The following is a 16,493-nucleotide window of genomic DNA, read 5'->3' on the forward strand; positions in this document are numbered from 1 at the left end:
TCTACCGATCGGGATAGCCTGCCGCAGCGGCCTCCAGCCACTTCGGCAGGTCTCGACGCTTGATCTTCTGCGCCTGGGCACTCGCCAACTGTTCGAGCATGAAGGCTTTTTTCTGCTCATCATTGCCAGCCAGCGCTAGCGCCAGATCGCGGTCCATCCAGCGTTTGATCCGTACATACAGCCACCAGTGGAAGTACAAACCGGCAACCGTCGTGACGACGATGATAAAGTAGTCCATTGAAATCCTTGGCCTGTGGGCGGTTTTCCGAATTTGCCGCTACTGTGTGAGTTCGTGGAGGCGCCTTAACGGAGCCTGAATCAAAACAATTTTACCCGGGCGGTGCCGTGACAGGCGTCAAGCTGCGGAGTTTAATGAACATCTGTTTCTTTGGAGTTGATGCTATGCGTAAGTCTGTTCTGCTGGTTGCTTCCTTTTCCACGATGGCGATGTTGCTCACTGGTTGCCAATCGAGCTTGACCGGTGACTCCTACTCCCGTGACGAGGCGCGTCGCGTGCAGACCGTTCGCATGGGCACTATCGAAGCATTGCGTCCGGTGAAAATCGAAGGCACCAAAACCCCGATCGGCGGCGCTGCAGGCGCAGTGGTTGGCGGCGTTGGCGGCAGCGCCATCGGTGGCGGCAAAGGCAGTATCGTTGCTGCGGTCATCGGCGCAGTCGCCGGCGGCCTGATCGGTTCGGCCGCAGAAGAGGGCATGACCCGCACCCAGGGCGTGGAAATCACCGTGCGCGAGGACGATGGCAGCATGCGCGCCTACGTTCAGGAAGTTCAGCCGAACGAAGTGTTCCGTGTTGGCGAACGTGTGCGCATCGCCAGTGTGAATGGCACCAGCCGCGTTTCGCACTAAGCGCAAACACCGGATAAACAAAAAACCCGATCAGGCGACTGATCGGGTTTTTTGTTTTTCAGCTGATGTGAGTCTTGATTGGCGTCAGGCGATATCGCGGATTATCAGGAGGCCAGGCCGGAGCTCTTGCGACTCGCCATCGCGGTTACCGCATAACCGATCAGCGCGGCGAGAATCGAACCGGTCAGGATTCCCATGCGGTCCATCCCGGCGAAATCACTCACGCCCGGCTCGAAGGCCAGTGAACCGACGAACAGACTCATGGTGAAACCAATGCCGCAGAGAATCGCCACGCCCAGTATCTGGCCCCAATTGGCGCCTTGGGGCAGGGCGGCGATACCGGTTTTCACTGCCAGCCAGGTCAGGCCGAAGACACCGACAGTCTTGCCCAGCAGCAGCCCGATGGCGATGCCCATGGGAACGTGATGAGTGAAGCTTTCGACGGTGACGCCGCTCAGGGACAGGCCGGCGTTGGCGAAGGCGAACAGTGGCAGGATGCCGTAGGCGACCCACGGGTGCAGGGCGTGTTCCAGGGTCAGCAGTGGCGAAGGTTCGGCATTTTTTGTGCGCAGCGGAATGCAGAAGGCCAGGGTTACGCCGGCCAGTGTGGCGTGGACACCGCTCTTGAGTACGCAGACCCAGAGGATCAGGCCAATGATCATGTACGGCCCGAGCTTGACTACGCCAAGCCGGTTCATCCCGATCAGCGCCGCAATACAGGCGGCGGCCAGCGCCAGGGACAGGGTCGACAGGGCACCGGAATAGAAGATCGCAATGATGATGATCGCGCCGAGGTCGTCGATGATCGCCAGGGTCATCAGGAACAGTTTCAGCGAAACCGGAACTCGTTTGCCAAGCAACGCCAGCACGCCAAGGGCGAAGGCAATGTCGGTCGCGGTCGGGATTGCCCAGCCGTTGAGGGCCGGTGGCGTGTCGCGGTTGAGGTACCAGTAGATCAGCGCCGGCACCACCATGCCACCAATGGCCGCCGCGCCGGGCAGGACGATTTGCGACGGTTTGGACAACTGGCCGTCGAGGACTTCGCGCTTCACTTCCAGGCCGATCAGCAGGAAGAACAGCGCCATCAGGCCATCGTTGATCCATAGCAGCAACGGCTTGGCGATTTTCAGTGCGCCGATCTGGGCCACCACAGGAGTGTCCAGCAGGCCGTTGTACAGCCACGACAGCGGTGAGTTGTTGATGATCAGAGCCAGAACGGCAGCGGCGATCAGTAACAGACCGCTGGCAGCTTCCAACTGAAAGAAACGCGTGAAAGTGCTACGCAGAGGCAAGGTCGCTCTCCATCTGTGAATTCAAAAGGTGTTACACCCTAACAAGTACCGTTAGTTGTTAAAACAAAAGTTATATTCTTTTTTGTTATATACCGTTACAGAGTGATCCGTCGCCAGCGAGCTGAGCCTAGCAGTTGTCGGACGTATTGGATCTCAGCTGTACCTGTGCCGGATGCAGGATTTTTCCTAAGCTGGTTGGAAGGGCCTTGTACCAAGGCCAACTCCTGCCCGATTCAACGAGAAAACCATCATGAGCGACAACCGACAGTGGTCCCGCGAGGCGATCCGGATCATCGAAGCCGATTTCCAGCGCAGCGCCGACACCCACTTGATCCCCTTGCCGCTCCCGGGCTTTCCGGGCATCGAGTTGTATTTCAAGGATGAGTCCAGCCACCCCACGGGCAGCCTCAAGCACCGCCTGGCCCGTTCGCTGTTCCTGTATGCGCTGTGTAACGGCTGGCTCAAACCCGGTGCGCCGGTCATTGAAGCTTCCAGCGGTTCCACGGCGATCTCCGAGGCGTACTTTGCGCGCATGCTGGGCTTGCCGTTCATTGCGGTGATGCCGGCAACGACCTCAAAGGAAAAGATCGCGCAGATCGCCTTCTACGGTGGCCAAAGTCATCTGGTCGACGACCCGACCCAGATCTACGCCGAGTCCGAGCGCCTGGCTCGTGAGCACGACGGACACTTCATCGATCAGTTCACCTACGCCGAGCGCGCCACCGACTGGCGAGCGAACAACAACATTGCCGAGTCGATTTTTCAGCAGATGCGATTCGAGCAGCATCCCGAGCCGAGCTGGCTGATTTCCAGCCCCGGTACCGGCGGCACCACAGCCACACTGGGCCGCTACGTGCGTTATCGCCAGCATTGCACCCGCGTGCTGTGTGCCGATGCCGAGCGCTCGGTGTTCTTCGATTACTACCAGACCGGCGATGCCAGCCTGCGACTTGACCACGGTTCGCGCATCGAGGGCATCGGCCGGCCGCGTGTGGAAGCGTCGTTTCTACCCAAGGTGATCGACGCCATGGTCAAGGTGCCGGATGCCCTGTCACTGGCGGCCATGCACTACCTGGCGGAGCGCCTGGGACGCCATGTGGGCGGGTCGAGCGGGACCAACCTGATCGGCGCCTTGATGGCCGCTCAGCACATGAAAGCGGCAGGGGAGATGGGGTCGATGGTGGCGATTCTGTGTGACAGCGGCGAACGCTACGCCACGACCTATTACGATCCGCAGTGGCTCAAGGCCCAGGGCTATGAGTTGAGTGGTTTGATGGCTTCGGTCGCGGCGACGGTAGAGCGGGGTGAGCCGCTGCCCGCGAGCGTGCTGCGCGCCAATATCTGACACAAATGAAAAGATCGCAGCCTTCGGCAGCTCCTACAAAGGATGGTGTAAATCCTGTAGGAGCTGACGAAGGCTGCGATCTTTTGCTTTAAACCTTAAACCTTAAACCTTAAACCTTAAACCTTAAGCCTCAAGGCCAAGGATATCCCGAGCCACAGCCTCGGCGATCCGAATCCCGTCCACACCCGCCGACAGAATCCCGCCCGCATAACCGGCACCTTCACCGGCCGGGAACAAGCCTTTCACGTTCAGGCTCTGCATCGACTCGTTGCGGGTAATACGCAGCGGCGAGGAGGTGCGGGTCTCGATGCCGGTCAGCACCGCGTCGTGCAGCGAGTAACCACGAATCTGCTTCTCGAACGCCGGCAAGGCTTCGCGAATCGCTTCGATGGCGAACGCCGGCAATGCCAGGGCCAGATCACCCAGGGCAACGCCCGGCTTGTAGGACGGCTCGACGCTGCCCAGTTCGGTGGACGGTTTGCCCGCGATGAAGTCGCCGACCAGTTGCGCCGGGGCTTCGTAGTTGCTGCCGCCCAGCACAAAGGCGTGGGACTCCAGGCGTTCCTGCAGTTCGATACCGGCCAGCGGGCCGCCCGGATAATCGACTTCCGGGGTGATGCCGACAACGATCCCGGAGTTGGCATTGCGCTCGTTACGCGAGTACTGGCTCATGCCATTGGTGACCACACGGTTCGGCTCGGACGTCGCCGCCACCACGGTGCCGCCCGGGCACATGCAGAAGCTGTAGACCGAACGGCCGTTCTTGGCGTGGTGCACCAGTTTGTAGTCGGCGGCGCCGAGTTTCGGGTGCCCGGCGTACTTGCCCAGCCGCGCGCGGTCAATCAGCGACTGCGGGTGCTCGATGCGGAAACCCACCGAGAAAGGCTTGGCCTCCATGTACACGCCACGGCCGTGGAGCATGCGGAAGGTGTCGCGTGCACTGTGGCCGAGGGCCAGGATCACATGCTTCGAATGGATCTGTTCGCCGCCATTGAGCTCGACGCCGACCAGTTGGCCGTCGTCGATCAGCACATCGGTGACACGCTGCTGGAAGCGTACTTCGCCACCCAGAGCGCGAATCTGCTCACGCATGTTTTCCACGACGCCGGTCAGGCGGAACGTACCGATGTGTGGTTTGCTGACGTAGAGGATTTCTTCCGGTGCGCCGGCCTTGACGAACTCGTGCAGGACCTTGCGACCGAGGAACTTCGGATCCTTGATCTGGCTGTACAGCTTGCCGTCGGAGAATGTCCCCGCGCCGCCTTCGCCGAATTGCACGTTGGATTCCGGGTTGAGCACGCTTTTGCGCCACAGGCCCCAGGTGTCCTTGGTGCGCTGGCGGACTTCGGTGCCGCGTTCGAGGATGATCGGCTTGAAGCCCATTTGCGCCAGCAGCAGCCCGGCGAAAATCCCGCACGGACCGAAGCCGACGACGATCGGACGTGCGCTCAGGTCGGCCGGTGCCTGGCCAACCATTTTATAGCTGACGTCCGGCGCCACGTTGACGTTACGGTCATCGGCGAACCTGTGCAGCACCGCCGCCTCGTCGCGAACTTCAAGGTCGATGGTGTAGATGAAGCACAGCTCGGAGGACTTTTTGCGCGCATCGTAGCTGCGCTTGAACAAGGTGAAGTCGAGCAGGTCATCGCTGGCGAGCCCCAGGCGCTGCACGATGGCGGGGCGCAGGTCTTCATCGGGATGGTCGATCGGCAACTTGAGTTCGGTGATTCGTAACATGGCGGGATCCGGTTCGCGGGGCGCACAACTGCGCCAGGGCGTTTGAAACCCGCGATTATAAGCCTCAAAGGCGCAGGCCCGTGAGGCTTAAACGATCAGTCGTCGCGCGATCCGCCGAAATACCCGCAGCCGCGCTGTACCTGGCCGTCGATGCGCAGCTCGGCGCTCATGTGCTGGATGCTGCCGGTGCTGCTGTCGACGCAGCGTTGCGGTGCAACCCACAGTTCAATGTGCTGGTTGTTGGCTTCGGTGCTGAGGTTGAAACGGCCATCGCCCAGTTGCTCTTCGACGTAAGGCACGGCCAATGGCGGCTGGCCGGCCCGGTCGAGGACCATGCCTTTGCCGCTGACTTTCACGCTCCACTCCGGGGTGTGCCCGGCGGCACGCAGGATCAGCAGCTTGAAATTCGGATCCTCACACGCGTTGCTCGAGCGCTCGACGCGGTACAACTGCTCCAGATCGAGCTGGCCGTCACCACCGCTGCCGGCCACAACCCGCCCGCGCACGTCGGCAAACAGCTTGCCTTGCTTGTCCGCCAGGCTGGCGGCCTGCTGCAGGACGCTGGTACCGCCGGTGTCGTTGACCACGTAGCGCGCAGACTGGTTGCACGGCTGGAACAGCAGTTTGCCGTCCGCCGCGGTCAACTGGCCTTGCATGCGTGTCTGGCCGACATGGGAGGCGTTCTGCCGCTCACCCTCGAACAACTGGCAAGCGGCGAACAGCGGAAGCAGGGCAACGAGGACTAGGGAACGGGCAACACGCATCTTGGGGTCTCCTGGCAAGTGCCGCCACGTTACTCAGGCTGACCGTTCATCACAAGGCTGGAATGGATCTCTGGAAAAGTAGAGGGCGATTTGCGGCAACATCCTGTGAATTATTCCGATGCCGAGTATCAGGATGCCAAAGGTAAGCTGCCGTTTTTTTGCTGGGGGCAGATATGAAGCAGGCAATGGGCTGGAAGATCGGGGTGTTTCTGTTGGTGATGACGGGGGCCACGGGCAGTCACGCTGCCGAGATCAATTTGTCTTCGGCAACCGACTTCACCCGGATGGAGTTGCTGTTGAAGGACAGCGACAGGCTTCAATCGGGATATGAAATGAATGTCACGCTCAGTCCTGAAGCAGCTGAGCGTATGACGCGCATTACCCATGAATCTATAGGCCAGAAATTGACGCTGTCGATCAATGGCTGGAAAATTTCTACGGCGACAGTGCAATCGGCCTTGGGCGCGCAGTTCCTGGTGTTCATCCCGAAAACCGTCGCCAAAGACCTATTGCCCACGTTGATCGATTGAGCAGGAACCGGCTCAGCCGACGTGAAAAGTCTGTCCTGTCTGCAGGCCTTCTACGCTTTTGGCGTAGGCCAAGGCCACATCTACTGCTGGCACGGGCTTGAAGCCACGGAAGTACGGCGCGTACTTGCCCATGGCTTCGACCAGGACGTTGGGGCTGATCGAGTTCACCCGCAGGCCGCGCGGCAGTTCGATGGCGGCGGCGCGAACGAAGCTGTCCAGTGCACCGTTGACCAGCGCCGCCGAGGCGCCACTGCGAATCGGGTCGTGGCTGAGTACGCCGGTAGTGAAGGTGAACGACGCGCCGTCATTGGCGAAGTCGCGGCCAATCAACAGCAAATTGACCTGACCCATGAGCTTGTCTTTCAGGCCCAGGGCAAAGCTTGCTTCGGTCATCTCGCTCAGCGGTGCGAAGGTCACGTTGCCAGCGGCACACACCAGGGCATCGAATTTACCGGTCTGCTCGAACAGTTTGCGAATCGAGGCGCTGTCGCTGATGTCCACCTGAAAGTCGCCGCTGTTGCGGCCAATCCGGATGATTTCGTGGCGTTGCGACAGTTCCTTGTCGACTGCCGAACCGATGGTGCCGTTTGCGCCGATCAAAAGAATTTTCATGGGGGTTGATCCTCGTATGGGTTGAACGAGGTATCAGTGTAGGGTGGTTTTTTTTCTAGATAAGCGCGCTAATAGGCAACCTTTGGTTTTCAAATGGAAACAATCCATGAGCGAGATGGATGACCTGGCCGCGTTCGCCGTATTGATCGAAGCGGGAAGTTTCACCCTGGCGGCGCAGCAGCTCGGTTGCAGCAAAGGCCAGCTGTCCAAGCGCATCAGCCAGCTGGAAGCACAGTTTTCCGTGGTGCTGTTGCAACGTACCACTCGCCGCTTGAGCCTGACCGCCGCTGGCGCTGCGTTGTTACCCCAGGCCCAGGCGCTGGTGGTGCAAGTCGAGCGAGCGCGCCAGGCCCTGGCGCGACTGAAGGACGATATGGCCGGGCCGGTGCGGATGACGGTGCCGGTGTCGCTCGGGGAAACCTTCTTCGACGGGCTGTTGCTGGAGTTCTCGACCCAGTATCCCCAGGTGCAGATCGAGCTGGAGCTCAACAACAACTACCGCGACCTGTCCCGCGACGGCTTCGACCTGGCGATTCGCTCTGAGGTGGCCCTTGACCAGAGACTGGTGGCGCGCCCGTTGCTGGCGTGGCAAGAGTTGACCTGTGCCAGCCCGGCCTATCTGGAACAATACGGTGAACCACACACACCCCAGGCGCTGGCCGAGCATCGCTGCCTGCTCAACAGCCATTACAGCGGCCGCGAAGAATGGCTGTATCACCAGCAGCATGAGTTGTTGCGGGTTCGGGTGTCGGGGCCGTTCGCCAGCAACCATTACAACCTGTTGAAGAAAGCCGCGCTGGTCGGCGCCGGTATTGCACGCCTGCCGTCCTACTGCTTGCCAACGGAGCTGGCGGACGGGCGTTTGCGATGGCTGCTGCGCGATTATCAGACCCGCAGCATGCCGATGTACCTGGTGCATCCGTATCAGGGCGGATTGCCCAAGCGTACGCAGGTGCTGGCGGATTACTTGATCGGGTGGTTCAAGCGCAGCGGGGAAGCGCTGGATCGACTTTGAACCCACACACGGACCCTTGTAGGAGCTGCCGCAGGCTGCGATCTTTTGATCTTAAAAGATCAAAGTCAAAAGATCGCAGCCTGCGGCAGCTCCTACAAGGATCGTATTCGCAGGCATAAAAAAACGGCCCGCAAAGGCCGTTTTTTTGTTTTACCGCAAAGGCTCAGCCACCGAGGTACGCTTCGCGCACTTTCGGGTCGGTCAGCAGCGCTTCACCAGTGCCTTGCATCACTACCCGGCCGTTCTCCAGAACGTAGGCGCGGTCAGCGATTTTCAGTGCCTGGTTGGCGTTTTGCTCGACCAGGAACACCGTCACACCGTCCTTGCGCAGCTGTTCGATGATGTCGAAGATCTGCTGGATGATGATCGGTGCCAGACCCAGCGACGGCTCGTCGAGCAGCAACAGCTTGGGCTTGCTCATCAGTGCACGGCCGATGGCGAGCATTTGCTGTTCGCCGCCGGACATGGTGCCGCCACGCTGGTTGAAGCGCTCTTTCAGGCGTGGGAAAAGTCCGAGGACCTTGTCCATCTGTTCCTGATAGTCGCCCTTGGCGGTGAAGAAACCGCCCATCGACAGGTTTTCTTCCACGGTCAGCCGGGAAAACACCCGACGACCTTCCGGCACCACGGCGATGCTCTTGCGCATGATCTGCGACGAGTCCTGGCCGACCAGTTCCTCACCCATGTAGCGGATGCTGCCGCTGTGGGCGCGCGGCGAACCGCAAAGCGTCATCAGCAGTGTGGACTTGCCGGCACCATTGGCGCCGATCAGGGTCACGATCTCACCCTGGCGGACTTCGACGTTGACGCTGTGCAGGGCCTGGATCTTGCCGTAGAAGGTGGAAACGTTTTCGAACTGCAGCATTTACGCTTCCCCCAGGTAGGCTTTGATCACTTCAGGATTGTCGCGGATCTGTTCCGGCGTGCCGTTGGCCAGGGGCGTACCCTGGTTGATCACGACGATGTGGTCGGAAATGCTCATGACCAGTTTCATGTCGTGTTCGATCAGCAGGACGGTCACGTTGTGCTCTTCACGCAGCACGCTGATCAGCGCCTTGAGGTCTTCGGTTTCCTTCGGGTTCAGGCCGGCGGCCGGTTCGTCGAGCATGAGGATCCGTGGGCGGGTCATCATGCAACGGGCGATTTCCAGGCGACGTTGCTGACCGTAGGCCAGGGTGCCGGCCGGACGGTTGGCGAACTCACGCAGATTGACCTTGTCCAGCCAGTATTCGGCGTATTCCATGGCCTCGCGCTCGCTCTTGCGGAACGATGGGGTCTTGAACAGGCCGGACAGGAAGTTGGTGTTCAGGTGACGGTGCTGGGCGATCAAGAGGTTCTCGACCGCGGTCATGTCCTTGAACAACCGTACGTTCTGGAAGGTGCGCACCACGCCTTTGAGGGCGATCTTGTGACCCGGCAGGCCTTCGATCGGCTCGCCGTCCAGCAGGATGCTGCCGCCGCTCGGCTTGTAGAAGCCGGTCAGGCAGTTGAACACGGTGGTCTTGCCAGCGCCGTTAGGGCCGATCAGTGCCACCACTTGTTTCTCTTTCACGCTCAAGGCCACGCCATTGACCGCCAGCAAGCCGCCGAAGCGCATGCTCAGGTTTTCTACTTTCAGGATCTCGCGGCTCATTTGCGCAGCTCCATGTGAGGACGTTGCATGGGCAGCAGACCCTGAGGGCGCCAGATCATCATCAGTACCATCAAGGCACCGAACATCAACATGCGGTACTCACTGAACTCACGCATCATTTCCGGCAGCAGGATCATCACCACGGCAGCGAGGATCACGCCCAGTTGCGAGCCCATGCCACCGAGCACCACGATGGCGAGGATGATCGCCGACTCGATGAAGGTGAAGGACTCCGGCGTCACCAGGCCCTGGCGAGCGGCGAAGAAACTGCCGGCGAAACCGGCGAAGCTCGCACCCAGGGTGAAGGCCGACAACTTGATGATGGTCGGGTTCAGGCCCAGCGCACGGCAGGCGATCTCGTCTTCACGCAACGCTTCCCAGGCACGGCCCAACGGCATGCGCAGCAAACGGTTGATGACGAACAGTGCAGCCAGTGCCAGGAACAGCGCAACGAGGTAAAGGAAAATCACCTTGTTGATCGAGTTGTATTCCAGACCGAAGTACTCATGGAAGGTTTGCAGGCCTTCCGCGGCCTTGCGTTCAAAGGTCAGGCCGAAGAACGTCGGTTTCTCGATGTTGCTGATGCCATTCGGACCGCCAGTGAGACCGGTCAGGTTGCGCAGGAACAGACGAATGATTTCACCGAAGCCCAGGGTCACGATCGCCAGGTAGTCACCGCGCAAGCGCAGTACCGGGAAACCGAGCAGGAAGCCGAAGGTGGCCGCCATCAGGCCGGCAATCGGCAGGCAGATCCAGAAGCTCAGGCCGTAGTAGTGCGACAGCAGCGCGTAGCTGTAGGCGCCGACGGCATAGAAACCGACGTAACCGAGGTCGAGCAGGCCCGCCAGGCCTACCACGATGTTCAGGCCGAGGCCGAGCATCACGTAGATCAACACCAGCGTGGCGATATCCACCGCACCGCGGGAGCCGAAGAACGGCCAGACCAGGGCACCGGCGATCAGCGCGATGATGATCCAGCGTTGCGTGGTCGGCAGGGTCAGGAAGTTGCTGGCCTTGGCCGGAATCAGCGGCATGCTTGGCGACGAACGCCAGGCCGAGCTGATCTGCTGGTCGAACAGCACACGCAGGAACATCAGCACCGAACACACCGCGATGGTGATCAGGGTGGCGTCACTGGTGCCATGAACTTCGAGGTTGATGCCGACGATGGTCAGCTTCAGACCGAGTACCGGGTAGGCCACGGCCCACACCAGCAAGGCGCTGAACAGCGCCTGTTTAAGATTCCTAGTCATACCTTCTCAACCTCCGGACGGCCCAGCAGGCCGGTTGGCCGGAACAACAGCACCAGAACCAGCAGGCCGAACGCCACGACGTCCTTGTACTGGTCGCCGAAGATATCGGCACCAAAGGCTTCCGCCACACCCAAGACGAGCCCGCCGAGCATGGCGCCCGGAATGCTGCCGATACCGCCCAGTACCGCTGCGGTGAAGGCCTTGAGGCCGACGAGGAAACCGGCGTTCGGGTTGATCACGCCGTATTGCATGCTCAGCAGCACGGCGGCGATGGCCGCCAGCGCGGCACCGATGACGAAGGTCAGGGCGATGATGTTGTTGGTGTTGATACCCAGCAGGTTGGCCATCTTGATGTCTTCGGCGCAGGCGCGGCAGGCGCGGCCCAGACGAGAGCGGGAGATGAACAGCGTCAGGCCGAGCATGGCGACCAGGGTCACCACGAACACCACGATTTGCATGTAGGAAATCAGCACTTCATGTGCGCCACCTGGCCCAAAGGCAATATTGCCCGGAATCAGGTTGGGGATGGATTTGTCCTTGGAGTCTTGCGCCAGCAGAACGGTGTTCTGCAGGAAGATCGACATGCCGATGGCGGAGATCAGCGGGATCAGACGGTTGCTGCCGCGCAGGGGGCGGTAGGCGATCCGTTCGATGCTGTAGCCATAGGCACTGGTGACAACGATGGTTGCAAGGAAAGCGGCGGTCATCAACAGCGGAACGCTGTCGAGTCCCAGCATGGCCAGCCCGGCGATGGCGATGAACGCCACGTAGGAGCCGATCATGTACACCTCGCCGTGGGCGAAGTTGATCATTCCAATGATGCCGTAGACCATCGTATAGCCGATGGCGATCAGGGCATACGTGCTGCCAATGGTCATGCCATTAACCAGCTGTTGGAAAAAGTGATAGATGTCAGGCATTACAGCGCTCCTAAAAACCTGATACGCATTTCACTGGTGGAGTCATTTTCCCGCCCGAGCCCCGTGGATCTGCATCCACTTCGAATTCGGGGTTTGCCAGCGAACCGCTGATGACGGTTTTGAGATTTTCAGGTGGGGAGACTGGCGGATCACGCCAGCGCGGCCCAAGTACGTTCGTAAAACAAAGCCCACGGCACGCCGTGGGCTTTATTGGCAGTCAGTCAGGCAACGCCTTACTGAGGCTTGGCTTCAGTTTTTGGTTTGCCGAAGTGCCACTCGTAAACCACGAATTTGAAGTCTTTCAGGTCGCCTTTCTCGTCGAAGCTCAGGTCGCCGGTCGGGGTCTTGAAGGTGCCTTTGTGGATGGCTTCAGCCACTTTGGCGGAGTCTTCGGACTTGGCAGCCTTGATGCCTTCGGCGATCACTTCCACAGCCGAGTAGGCCGGGAACACGAACGGACCGCTCGGGTCTTCTTTCTTGGCCTTGAACGCGTCAGCCAGGGCAATGTTGGCCGGATCCTGGTCGAAGGATTTCGGCAGGGTTACCAGCAGGCCTTCGGAAGCGTCCTTGGCGATCTGCGAAATGGAGTCGTTACCCACGCCTTCCGGACCCATGAACCTGGCTTTCAGGCCTTTTTCCTGGGATTGACGCAGGATCAGACCCAGCTCTGGGTGGTAGCCGCCGTAGTAGACGAAGTCGACGTTGGCTTGCTTGAGCTTGGAGATCATCGAGGAGAAGTCTTTGTCGCCGGCGTTGACGCCTTCGAACACGGCGACTTTTACGCCTTTGCCTTCCAGCGTTTTCTTCACGGCGGTGGCGATGCCTTCACCGTACTGCTGTTTGTCGTGCAGGACAGCAACGATCTTCGGTTTTACGAAGTCGGCGATGTAGTTACCGGCGGCAGGGCCCTGGGCGCTGTCCAGACCGATGGTGCGGAACACCATTTTGTAACCACGATTGGTGATGTCCGGGCTGGTGGCAGCCGGGGTGATCATGATCACGCCTTCGTCTTCGTAGATGTCCGAAGCCGGTTGAGTGGAGCTGGAGCACAGGTGGCCAACCACGAACTTGACGCCGTCGTTGACGACTTTGTTCGCGACCGCTACCGCTTGTTTTGGATCACAGGCGTCATCGTATTCAACGGCTTCGAGTTTCTTGCCGTCTACGCCGCCTTTGGCGTTGATCTGTTCAATGGCCATTTTGGCGCCGCTGAACTGCATGTCGCCGTATTGGGCTACAGGACCGGTTTTAGGGCCGGCGATGCCGATCTTGATGGTGTCAGCTGCGAACGAATGGCTGGCAACCCCGGCCAGAACCATAGCGGCAAACAGTTTGGAAATCTGCTTAGTAGCCTTAGTCATAGTGCTCCACTCTTACTGTTGTAGTTTTTATAGTCCTGGCGCCGAAAGCAGCAGAACCGGGTCAGATATCTACGACATTCCCCGGAAAAGCCCCTCGGCAACTGTACCGGTACAGTGTAGAGCGCCGATTGTCAGCCTGGGAAGGCAGCGCCGAGGGGCAAAACCTGCAAGTGTCGCTTTATTGAAAGAAAAAGACAGAATTGCGGCGGGGCGTTGAGGGGCTTATAGCCGTATTCAGTGCATTCCCTGGCTTTCCTGCGCTTTTCATTTCGGTCACTCAATTGCAACCGGGTTTTTCTGCCAGTCCACCGACGTTATCATCTGCGTCGATTTCTTTTCCGGACAGTCCCATGAATCAAGAACCTAGCACCCTCTATGCCAAGCTGCTTGGTGAAACCGCATCTATTACCTGGAAAGAGTTGGAGCCATTCTTTGCCAAGGGTGCCCTATTGTGGGTCGATCCTGGCCTGGATCTGATCGCCGCCGCCGAGGCCGTGGCCCAGGATGAAGGGGAGAAAGTGGCTGCCTGGCTGGCTGCCGACAAGCTCGCCAAGCTGTCTGAAACGCGGGCGCTGGATCTTTTTGAACGTGATCCGCAGTTGTGGGCGGTGGTTGTTTCGCCGTGGATTCTGATCCAGGAAAGGGCGCAGGTTTGAAAGGTTGCACCGGCTTGGTGCGCGCCTTTCCCGCAAGAAAGTGTGTAGCCGAGTAGCGTGATGGCATGTTGCCGTAGAGAAAGGCCACAGCCTCACGGTGACGTAAACGTAACGGGAACAGTTGAGAGGGCAGCTGAACGGCTGCTCAATTGTTTCTGGATGTTGATTTGCGGTGAATTCAAGGCCGCCATCGCGAGCAAGCCCGCTCCCACATTTAACCGTGTTCTTCCAGAAGGAATGCAGTCGAATGTGGGAGCGGGCTTGCTCGCGAATGGGGGCGACGCTTAGTAAGCGGTCTTGCCCGTATGGTTATTCAGCGAAATAACCTTGGTCTTGCCAATGCGGTGACGATAGATCTCGCGCAGGTACTTGATCGCTTTCTTCACGCAATCGCGCGACAGGCGGATGTCGTTGATCGAGACGAATTTGTCCTTGTCGTTGATCAGCTCGCGATATTTCTTCTCGTACATCGGCTTGATCGCGTACCAGTTGGTATCGAGGATCTTCGCCGGGTTCTCGAATTCATTGAGCAAGTCGTCGATACGGCCTTCGTCGAATTCTTCCTGGACGATGAAGTCCAGGATCGAGTTGTCCAGGGTTTCGTCGAAACGGTAGGCAGGCTTCGCAAAGCAGCGTTTGATAAAGGCTACGATCAGCGTCAGGAAATCGTCCGACAGGCACGGGCTCTTGGCGATCAGGGTGGTCAGGGACAGGTTGGCCGAGGCACCGATCACCAGCGCGTAGCGCTTGAGCGTGGTGTTGGGGAACAGGCTGTTGAGGTGGGTCTTCAACCGGTTCAGGTCCATGTAGGACAGCTTGTAGTCCTTCGGCAAGGAAACAATCGACACCACCGACGAGCAATTCTTGAAGAAGTGCAGGTCGTGCAGGGCCGCCGCGTCGTAACCCGAGTTCTTGTACTGCTCCAGCGACGCGCGATAACGCTTGGACTCGATCGGCAACAGGCTGATGCCTTCGATGGCCTGGGTGACCTTGTTGAAGTGCGGCAGGTCGATCGAACGGAAAAACAGGTCGTCGATGTTCAGGCGCGCCGGCTCTTTCTCGAACACCTTGAACTTGTCGCTGCTTGGCGGCGGGGTTTCCGGCACCACGGACTCGGCATAGGCAATCGCCACCGGGCCGGCCAGGCTCATGAACAGGTCGTTGGCGTCCAGGCGAATGGTTTCGCCGATGTCGATGCCGGCCCGACGGAAATAGTTCTGGTCGTAGTCGGTGGTAACTGCCTGAGCCGTCAGAATGTTGAATATCTGCTGCGAGATGTACTGGTTGGCGTGCTTTTCCATGGCATTGACATCAATGTTCTGGATATTGCCGTCATCGTTCTCTTCGGCGTAACGCATGATGTCGTTGGAAATCAGCATCATCGCGTTCCATGGGCGGATGCGGCCCATGACGCTGGCTTCGCTGCTGTCTTCGTTGGCGAAGTTGTAGGAGAAGTCCCACTCTTCCGACAGGTATTTGCACAGCAGGCGGCCGGCGTTGATGTGCAGGGCCTCGGACATTTCACTGCGGTGATCGGAAATGTTCGGCAGTACACAGATGCCGCTGGTAAAGATCGGTTCGAAGACGAAGGAGTGGCCGCTCTTGCTGTCGTGCTCGTCCATCGGTTTGGTGTCGAACGTCTTGTTCATGTACGAGTGCTGCTGGGCCAGGCCGAACTCCGAGGCCATGCCCGAACCGGTACCGCCGCCGGCACTGAAGATCGAGAAATACAGGCGCGACTGGTTGGCCTTGATGCCGCAGCTGTCGATCAGGTACGAGTGAATCATTTTCCAGTCTGGGCTGGAGAAACGCTGGGTGTCCTTGTTCAGGATGATCTTGGCCAGGTACTGGCCGAGGATCGGCGCGTTACCGGCGCCACCGGCGTGGACTTCCGACAGGTCCATGATTTTCATTTTGCTGTAGTCGCGCAGGAAGCCGCTTTTCTCGCCCTTGCGTGAGAAACGGATGCGTCCGGCGATGTCCTTGTCCAGGTCGCCGAGCATCACCAGCGGCTCGACCAGAAACACCGGTTTGGTGTTCTTGTTCTGGCCCAGGCGCAGGTTGTTGCGGATCCACTGGGCCGGGCTGTAGCCCTTTTCGGCAAAACGCTTGTCCGGTGACAGGCGATCTTCGTTGTTGAATTCGTTGAGGTAGAACTTGCGGGCGTTGTACACCAGCTCTGCCACGTCCAGCGCAATGTTCGAGCCGCAGCGGCCCAGGCCGATCAGGCACACCGAGGGGAATTCCTGGTCGCTGTGTTGTTCGCTGTCGCCTTCCGGATGCGGTGGTCGCGGGAACACCATGTCGCGCAGGCCGTCGAGGTTATCGAGGATACGGTCGGTGTTGGTTTCGGTGAAGTAGAGGTATTGCTGGGTCGCCAACGGGCGGGATTGAATCAATGGCTTCGGTGATGACGGGCTGTTGGCCGCGGGGCTCAACGTCAGATCGGTTACCGCAGTGGCCGGGTTGTTTTTAGAAGTCATTGTTCGCCATCTACCTGGGCTGATT

16 protein-coding genes are annotated in these 16,493 nt (G+C 59.4%); 5 read left to right on the forward strand and 11 right to left on the reverse strand.

The window, feature by feature from the left end:
• Window position 1 precedes the first annotated feature (1 nt).
• Window positions 2-238, reverse strand: coding sequence for a hypothetical protein (locus C9422_RS07190; RefSeq protein WP_116580153.1), 237 nt, complete (start codon window positions 236-238; stop codon window positions 2-4).
• A gap of 164 nt (window positions 239-402) precedes the next feature.
• Here C9422_RS07190 and C9422_RS07195 point away from each other — a divergent pair, with 164 nt between their 5' ends.
• Complete coding sequence (locus C9422_RS07195) at window positions 403-867, forward strand: glycine zipper 2TM domain-containing protein (protein ID WP_007971612.1); 465 nt, start codon at window positions 403-405, stop codon at window positions 865-867.
• A 104-nt stretch (window positions 868-971) separates the two neighbouring features.
• Here the strand turns inward: C9422_RS07195 and nhaA are convergent, their stop codons facing one another.
• Entirely contained in the window at window positions 972-2,159 is a 1,188-nt protein-coding gene (gene nhaA, locus C9422_RS07200; RefSeq protein WP_116580154.1) for a Na+/H+ antiporter NhaA, read from the reverse strand.
• Between the two features lie 247 nt (window positions 2,160-2,406).
• Between nhaA and C9422_RS07205 the strand changes: the two genes are divergently transcribed.
• Window positions 2,407-3,504, forward strand: a complete 1,098-nt coding sequence (locus C9422_RS07205; RefSeq protein WP_178082416.1) for a PLP-dependent cysteine synthase family protein — start codon at window positions 2,407-2,409, stop codon at window positions 3,502-3,504.
• A gap of 123 nt (window positions 3,505-3,627) precedes the next feature.
• Here C9422_RS07205 and C9422_RS07210 read toward each other — a convergent pair whose 3' ends face one another.
• Entirely contained in the window at window positions 3,628-5,241 is a 1,614-nt protein-coding gene (locus tag C9422_RS07210) for an NAD(P)/FAD-dependent oxidoreductase (RefSeq protein ID WP_116580156.1), read from the reverse strand.
• Between the two features lie 95 nt (window positions 5,242-5,336).
• Window positions 5,337-6,005, reverse strand: coding sequence for a COG3650 family protein (locus tag C9422_RS07215; RefSeq protein ID WP_116580157.1), 669 nt, complete (start codon window positions 6,003-6,005; stop codon window positions 5,337-5,339).
• A gap of 173 nt (window positions 6,006-6,178) precedes the next feature.
• Between C9422_RS07215 and C9422_RS07220 the strand changes: the two genes are divergently transcribed.
• Window positions 6,179-6,535 (forward strand): hypothetical protein, encoded by a 357-nt coding sequence (locus tag C9422_RS07220; RefSeq protein ID WP_116580158.1) that lies wholly within the window; start codon window positions 6,179-6,181, stop codon window positions 6,533-6,535.
• Between the two features lie 12 nt (window positions 6,536-6,547).
• On the opposite strand, the gene C9422_RS07225 is transcribed toward C9422_RS07220, so the two are convergent.
• The gene (locus C9422_RS07225; protein WP_116580159.1) at window positions 6,548-7,147 is read right to left on the reverse strand and encodes a short chain dehydrogenase; all 600 of its coding nucleotides are present in this window, start codon (window positions 7,145-7,147) and stop codon (window positions 6,548-6,550) included.
• Between the two features lie 106 nt (window positions 7,148-7,253).
• Between C9422_RS07225 and C9422_RS07230 the strand changes: the two genes are divergently transcribed.
• On the forward strand, window positions 7,254-8,162 hold the full coding sequence (locus C9422_RS07230; protein WP_116580160.1) for a LysR family transcriptional regulator: 909 nt from the start codon (window positions 7,254-7,256) through the stop codon (window positions 8,160-8,162).
• Window positions 8,163-8,325: 163 nt separating this feature from the next.
• Here the strand turns inward: C9422_RS07230 and C9422_RS07235 are convergent, their stop codons facing one another.
• The 5 genes from C9422_RS07235 to C9422_RS07255 all read right to left on the reverse strand — a co-directional run bounded on the left by C9422_RS07235 (window position 8,326) and on the right by C9422_RS07255 (window position 13,329).
• The gene (locus C9422_RS07235) at window positions 8,326-9,027 is read right to left on the reverse strand and encodes an ABC transporter ATP-binding protein (RefSeq protein WP_015093834.1); all 702 of its coding nucleotides are present in this window, start codon (window positions 9,025-9,027) and stop codon (window positions 8,326-8,328) included.
• Window positions 9,028-9,795 carry a high-affinity branched-chain amino acid ABC transporter ATP-binding protein LivG gene (gene livG / locus C9422_RS07240; protein ID WP_007976644.1) on the reverse strand — a complete coding sequence of 256 codons (768 nt, stop codon included), beginning with the start codon at window positions 9,793-9,795 and terminating at the stop codon, window positions 9,028-9,030.
• Entirely contained in the window at window positions 9,792-11,048 is a 1,257-nt protein-coding gene (locus tag C9422_RS07245) for a high-affinity branched-chain amino acid ABC transporter permease LivM (protein WP_007976646.1), read from the reverse strand. Before C9422_RS07245 ends, livG begins: the two co-directional genes overlap by 4 nt.
• A complete protein-coding gene (gene livH, locus C9422_RS07250; RefSeq protein ID WP_007976647.1) occupies window positions 11,045-11,968 on the reverse strand; it encodes a high-affinity branched-chain amino acid ABC transporter permease LivH in 924 nt (307 codons plus the stop codon). The genes C9422_RS07245 and livH overlap by 4 nt, the downstream gene beginning before the upstream one ends.
• 233 nt (window positions 11,969-12,201) lie before the next feature.
• Window positions 12,202-13,329 carry a branched-chain amino acid ABC transporter substrate-binding protein gene (locus tag C9422_RS07255; RefSeq protein WP_116580161.1) on the reverse strand — a complete coding sequence of 376 codons (1,128 nt, stop codon included), beginning with the start codon at window positions 13,327-13,329 and terminating at the stop codon, window positions 12,202-12,204.
• Window positions 13,330-13,679: 350 nt separating this feature from the next.
• Between C9422_RS07255 and C9422_RS07260 the strand changes: the two genes are divergently transcribed.
• Window positions 13,680-13,985 carry a DUF2288 domain-containing protein gene (locus tag C9422_RS07260; RefSeq protein WP_102674187.1) on the forward strand — a complete coding sequence of 102 codons (306 nt, stop codon included), beginning with the start codon at window positions 13,680-13,682 and terminating at the stop codon, window positions 13,983-13,985.
• Window positions 13,986-14,269: 284 nt separating this feature from the next.
• Here C9422_RS07260 and C9422_RS07265 read toward each other — a convergent pair whose 3' ends face one another.
• Window positions 14,270-16,468, reverse strand: a complete 2,199-nt coding sequence (locus C9422_RS07265; protein WP_116580162.1) for a hypothetical protein — start codon at window positions 16,466-16,468, stop codon at window positions 14,270-14,272.
• Window positions 16,469-16,493: the final 25 nt, after the last annotated feature.

This window comes from Pseudomonas sp. B1(2018) (genome assembly GCF_003097365.1).
GTDB classification, from domain to species: domain Bacteria; phylum Pseudomonadota; class Gammaproteobacteria; order Pseudomonadales; family Pseudomonadaceae; genus Aquipseudomonas; species Aquipseudomonas laurylsulfatiphila.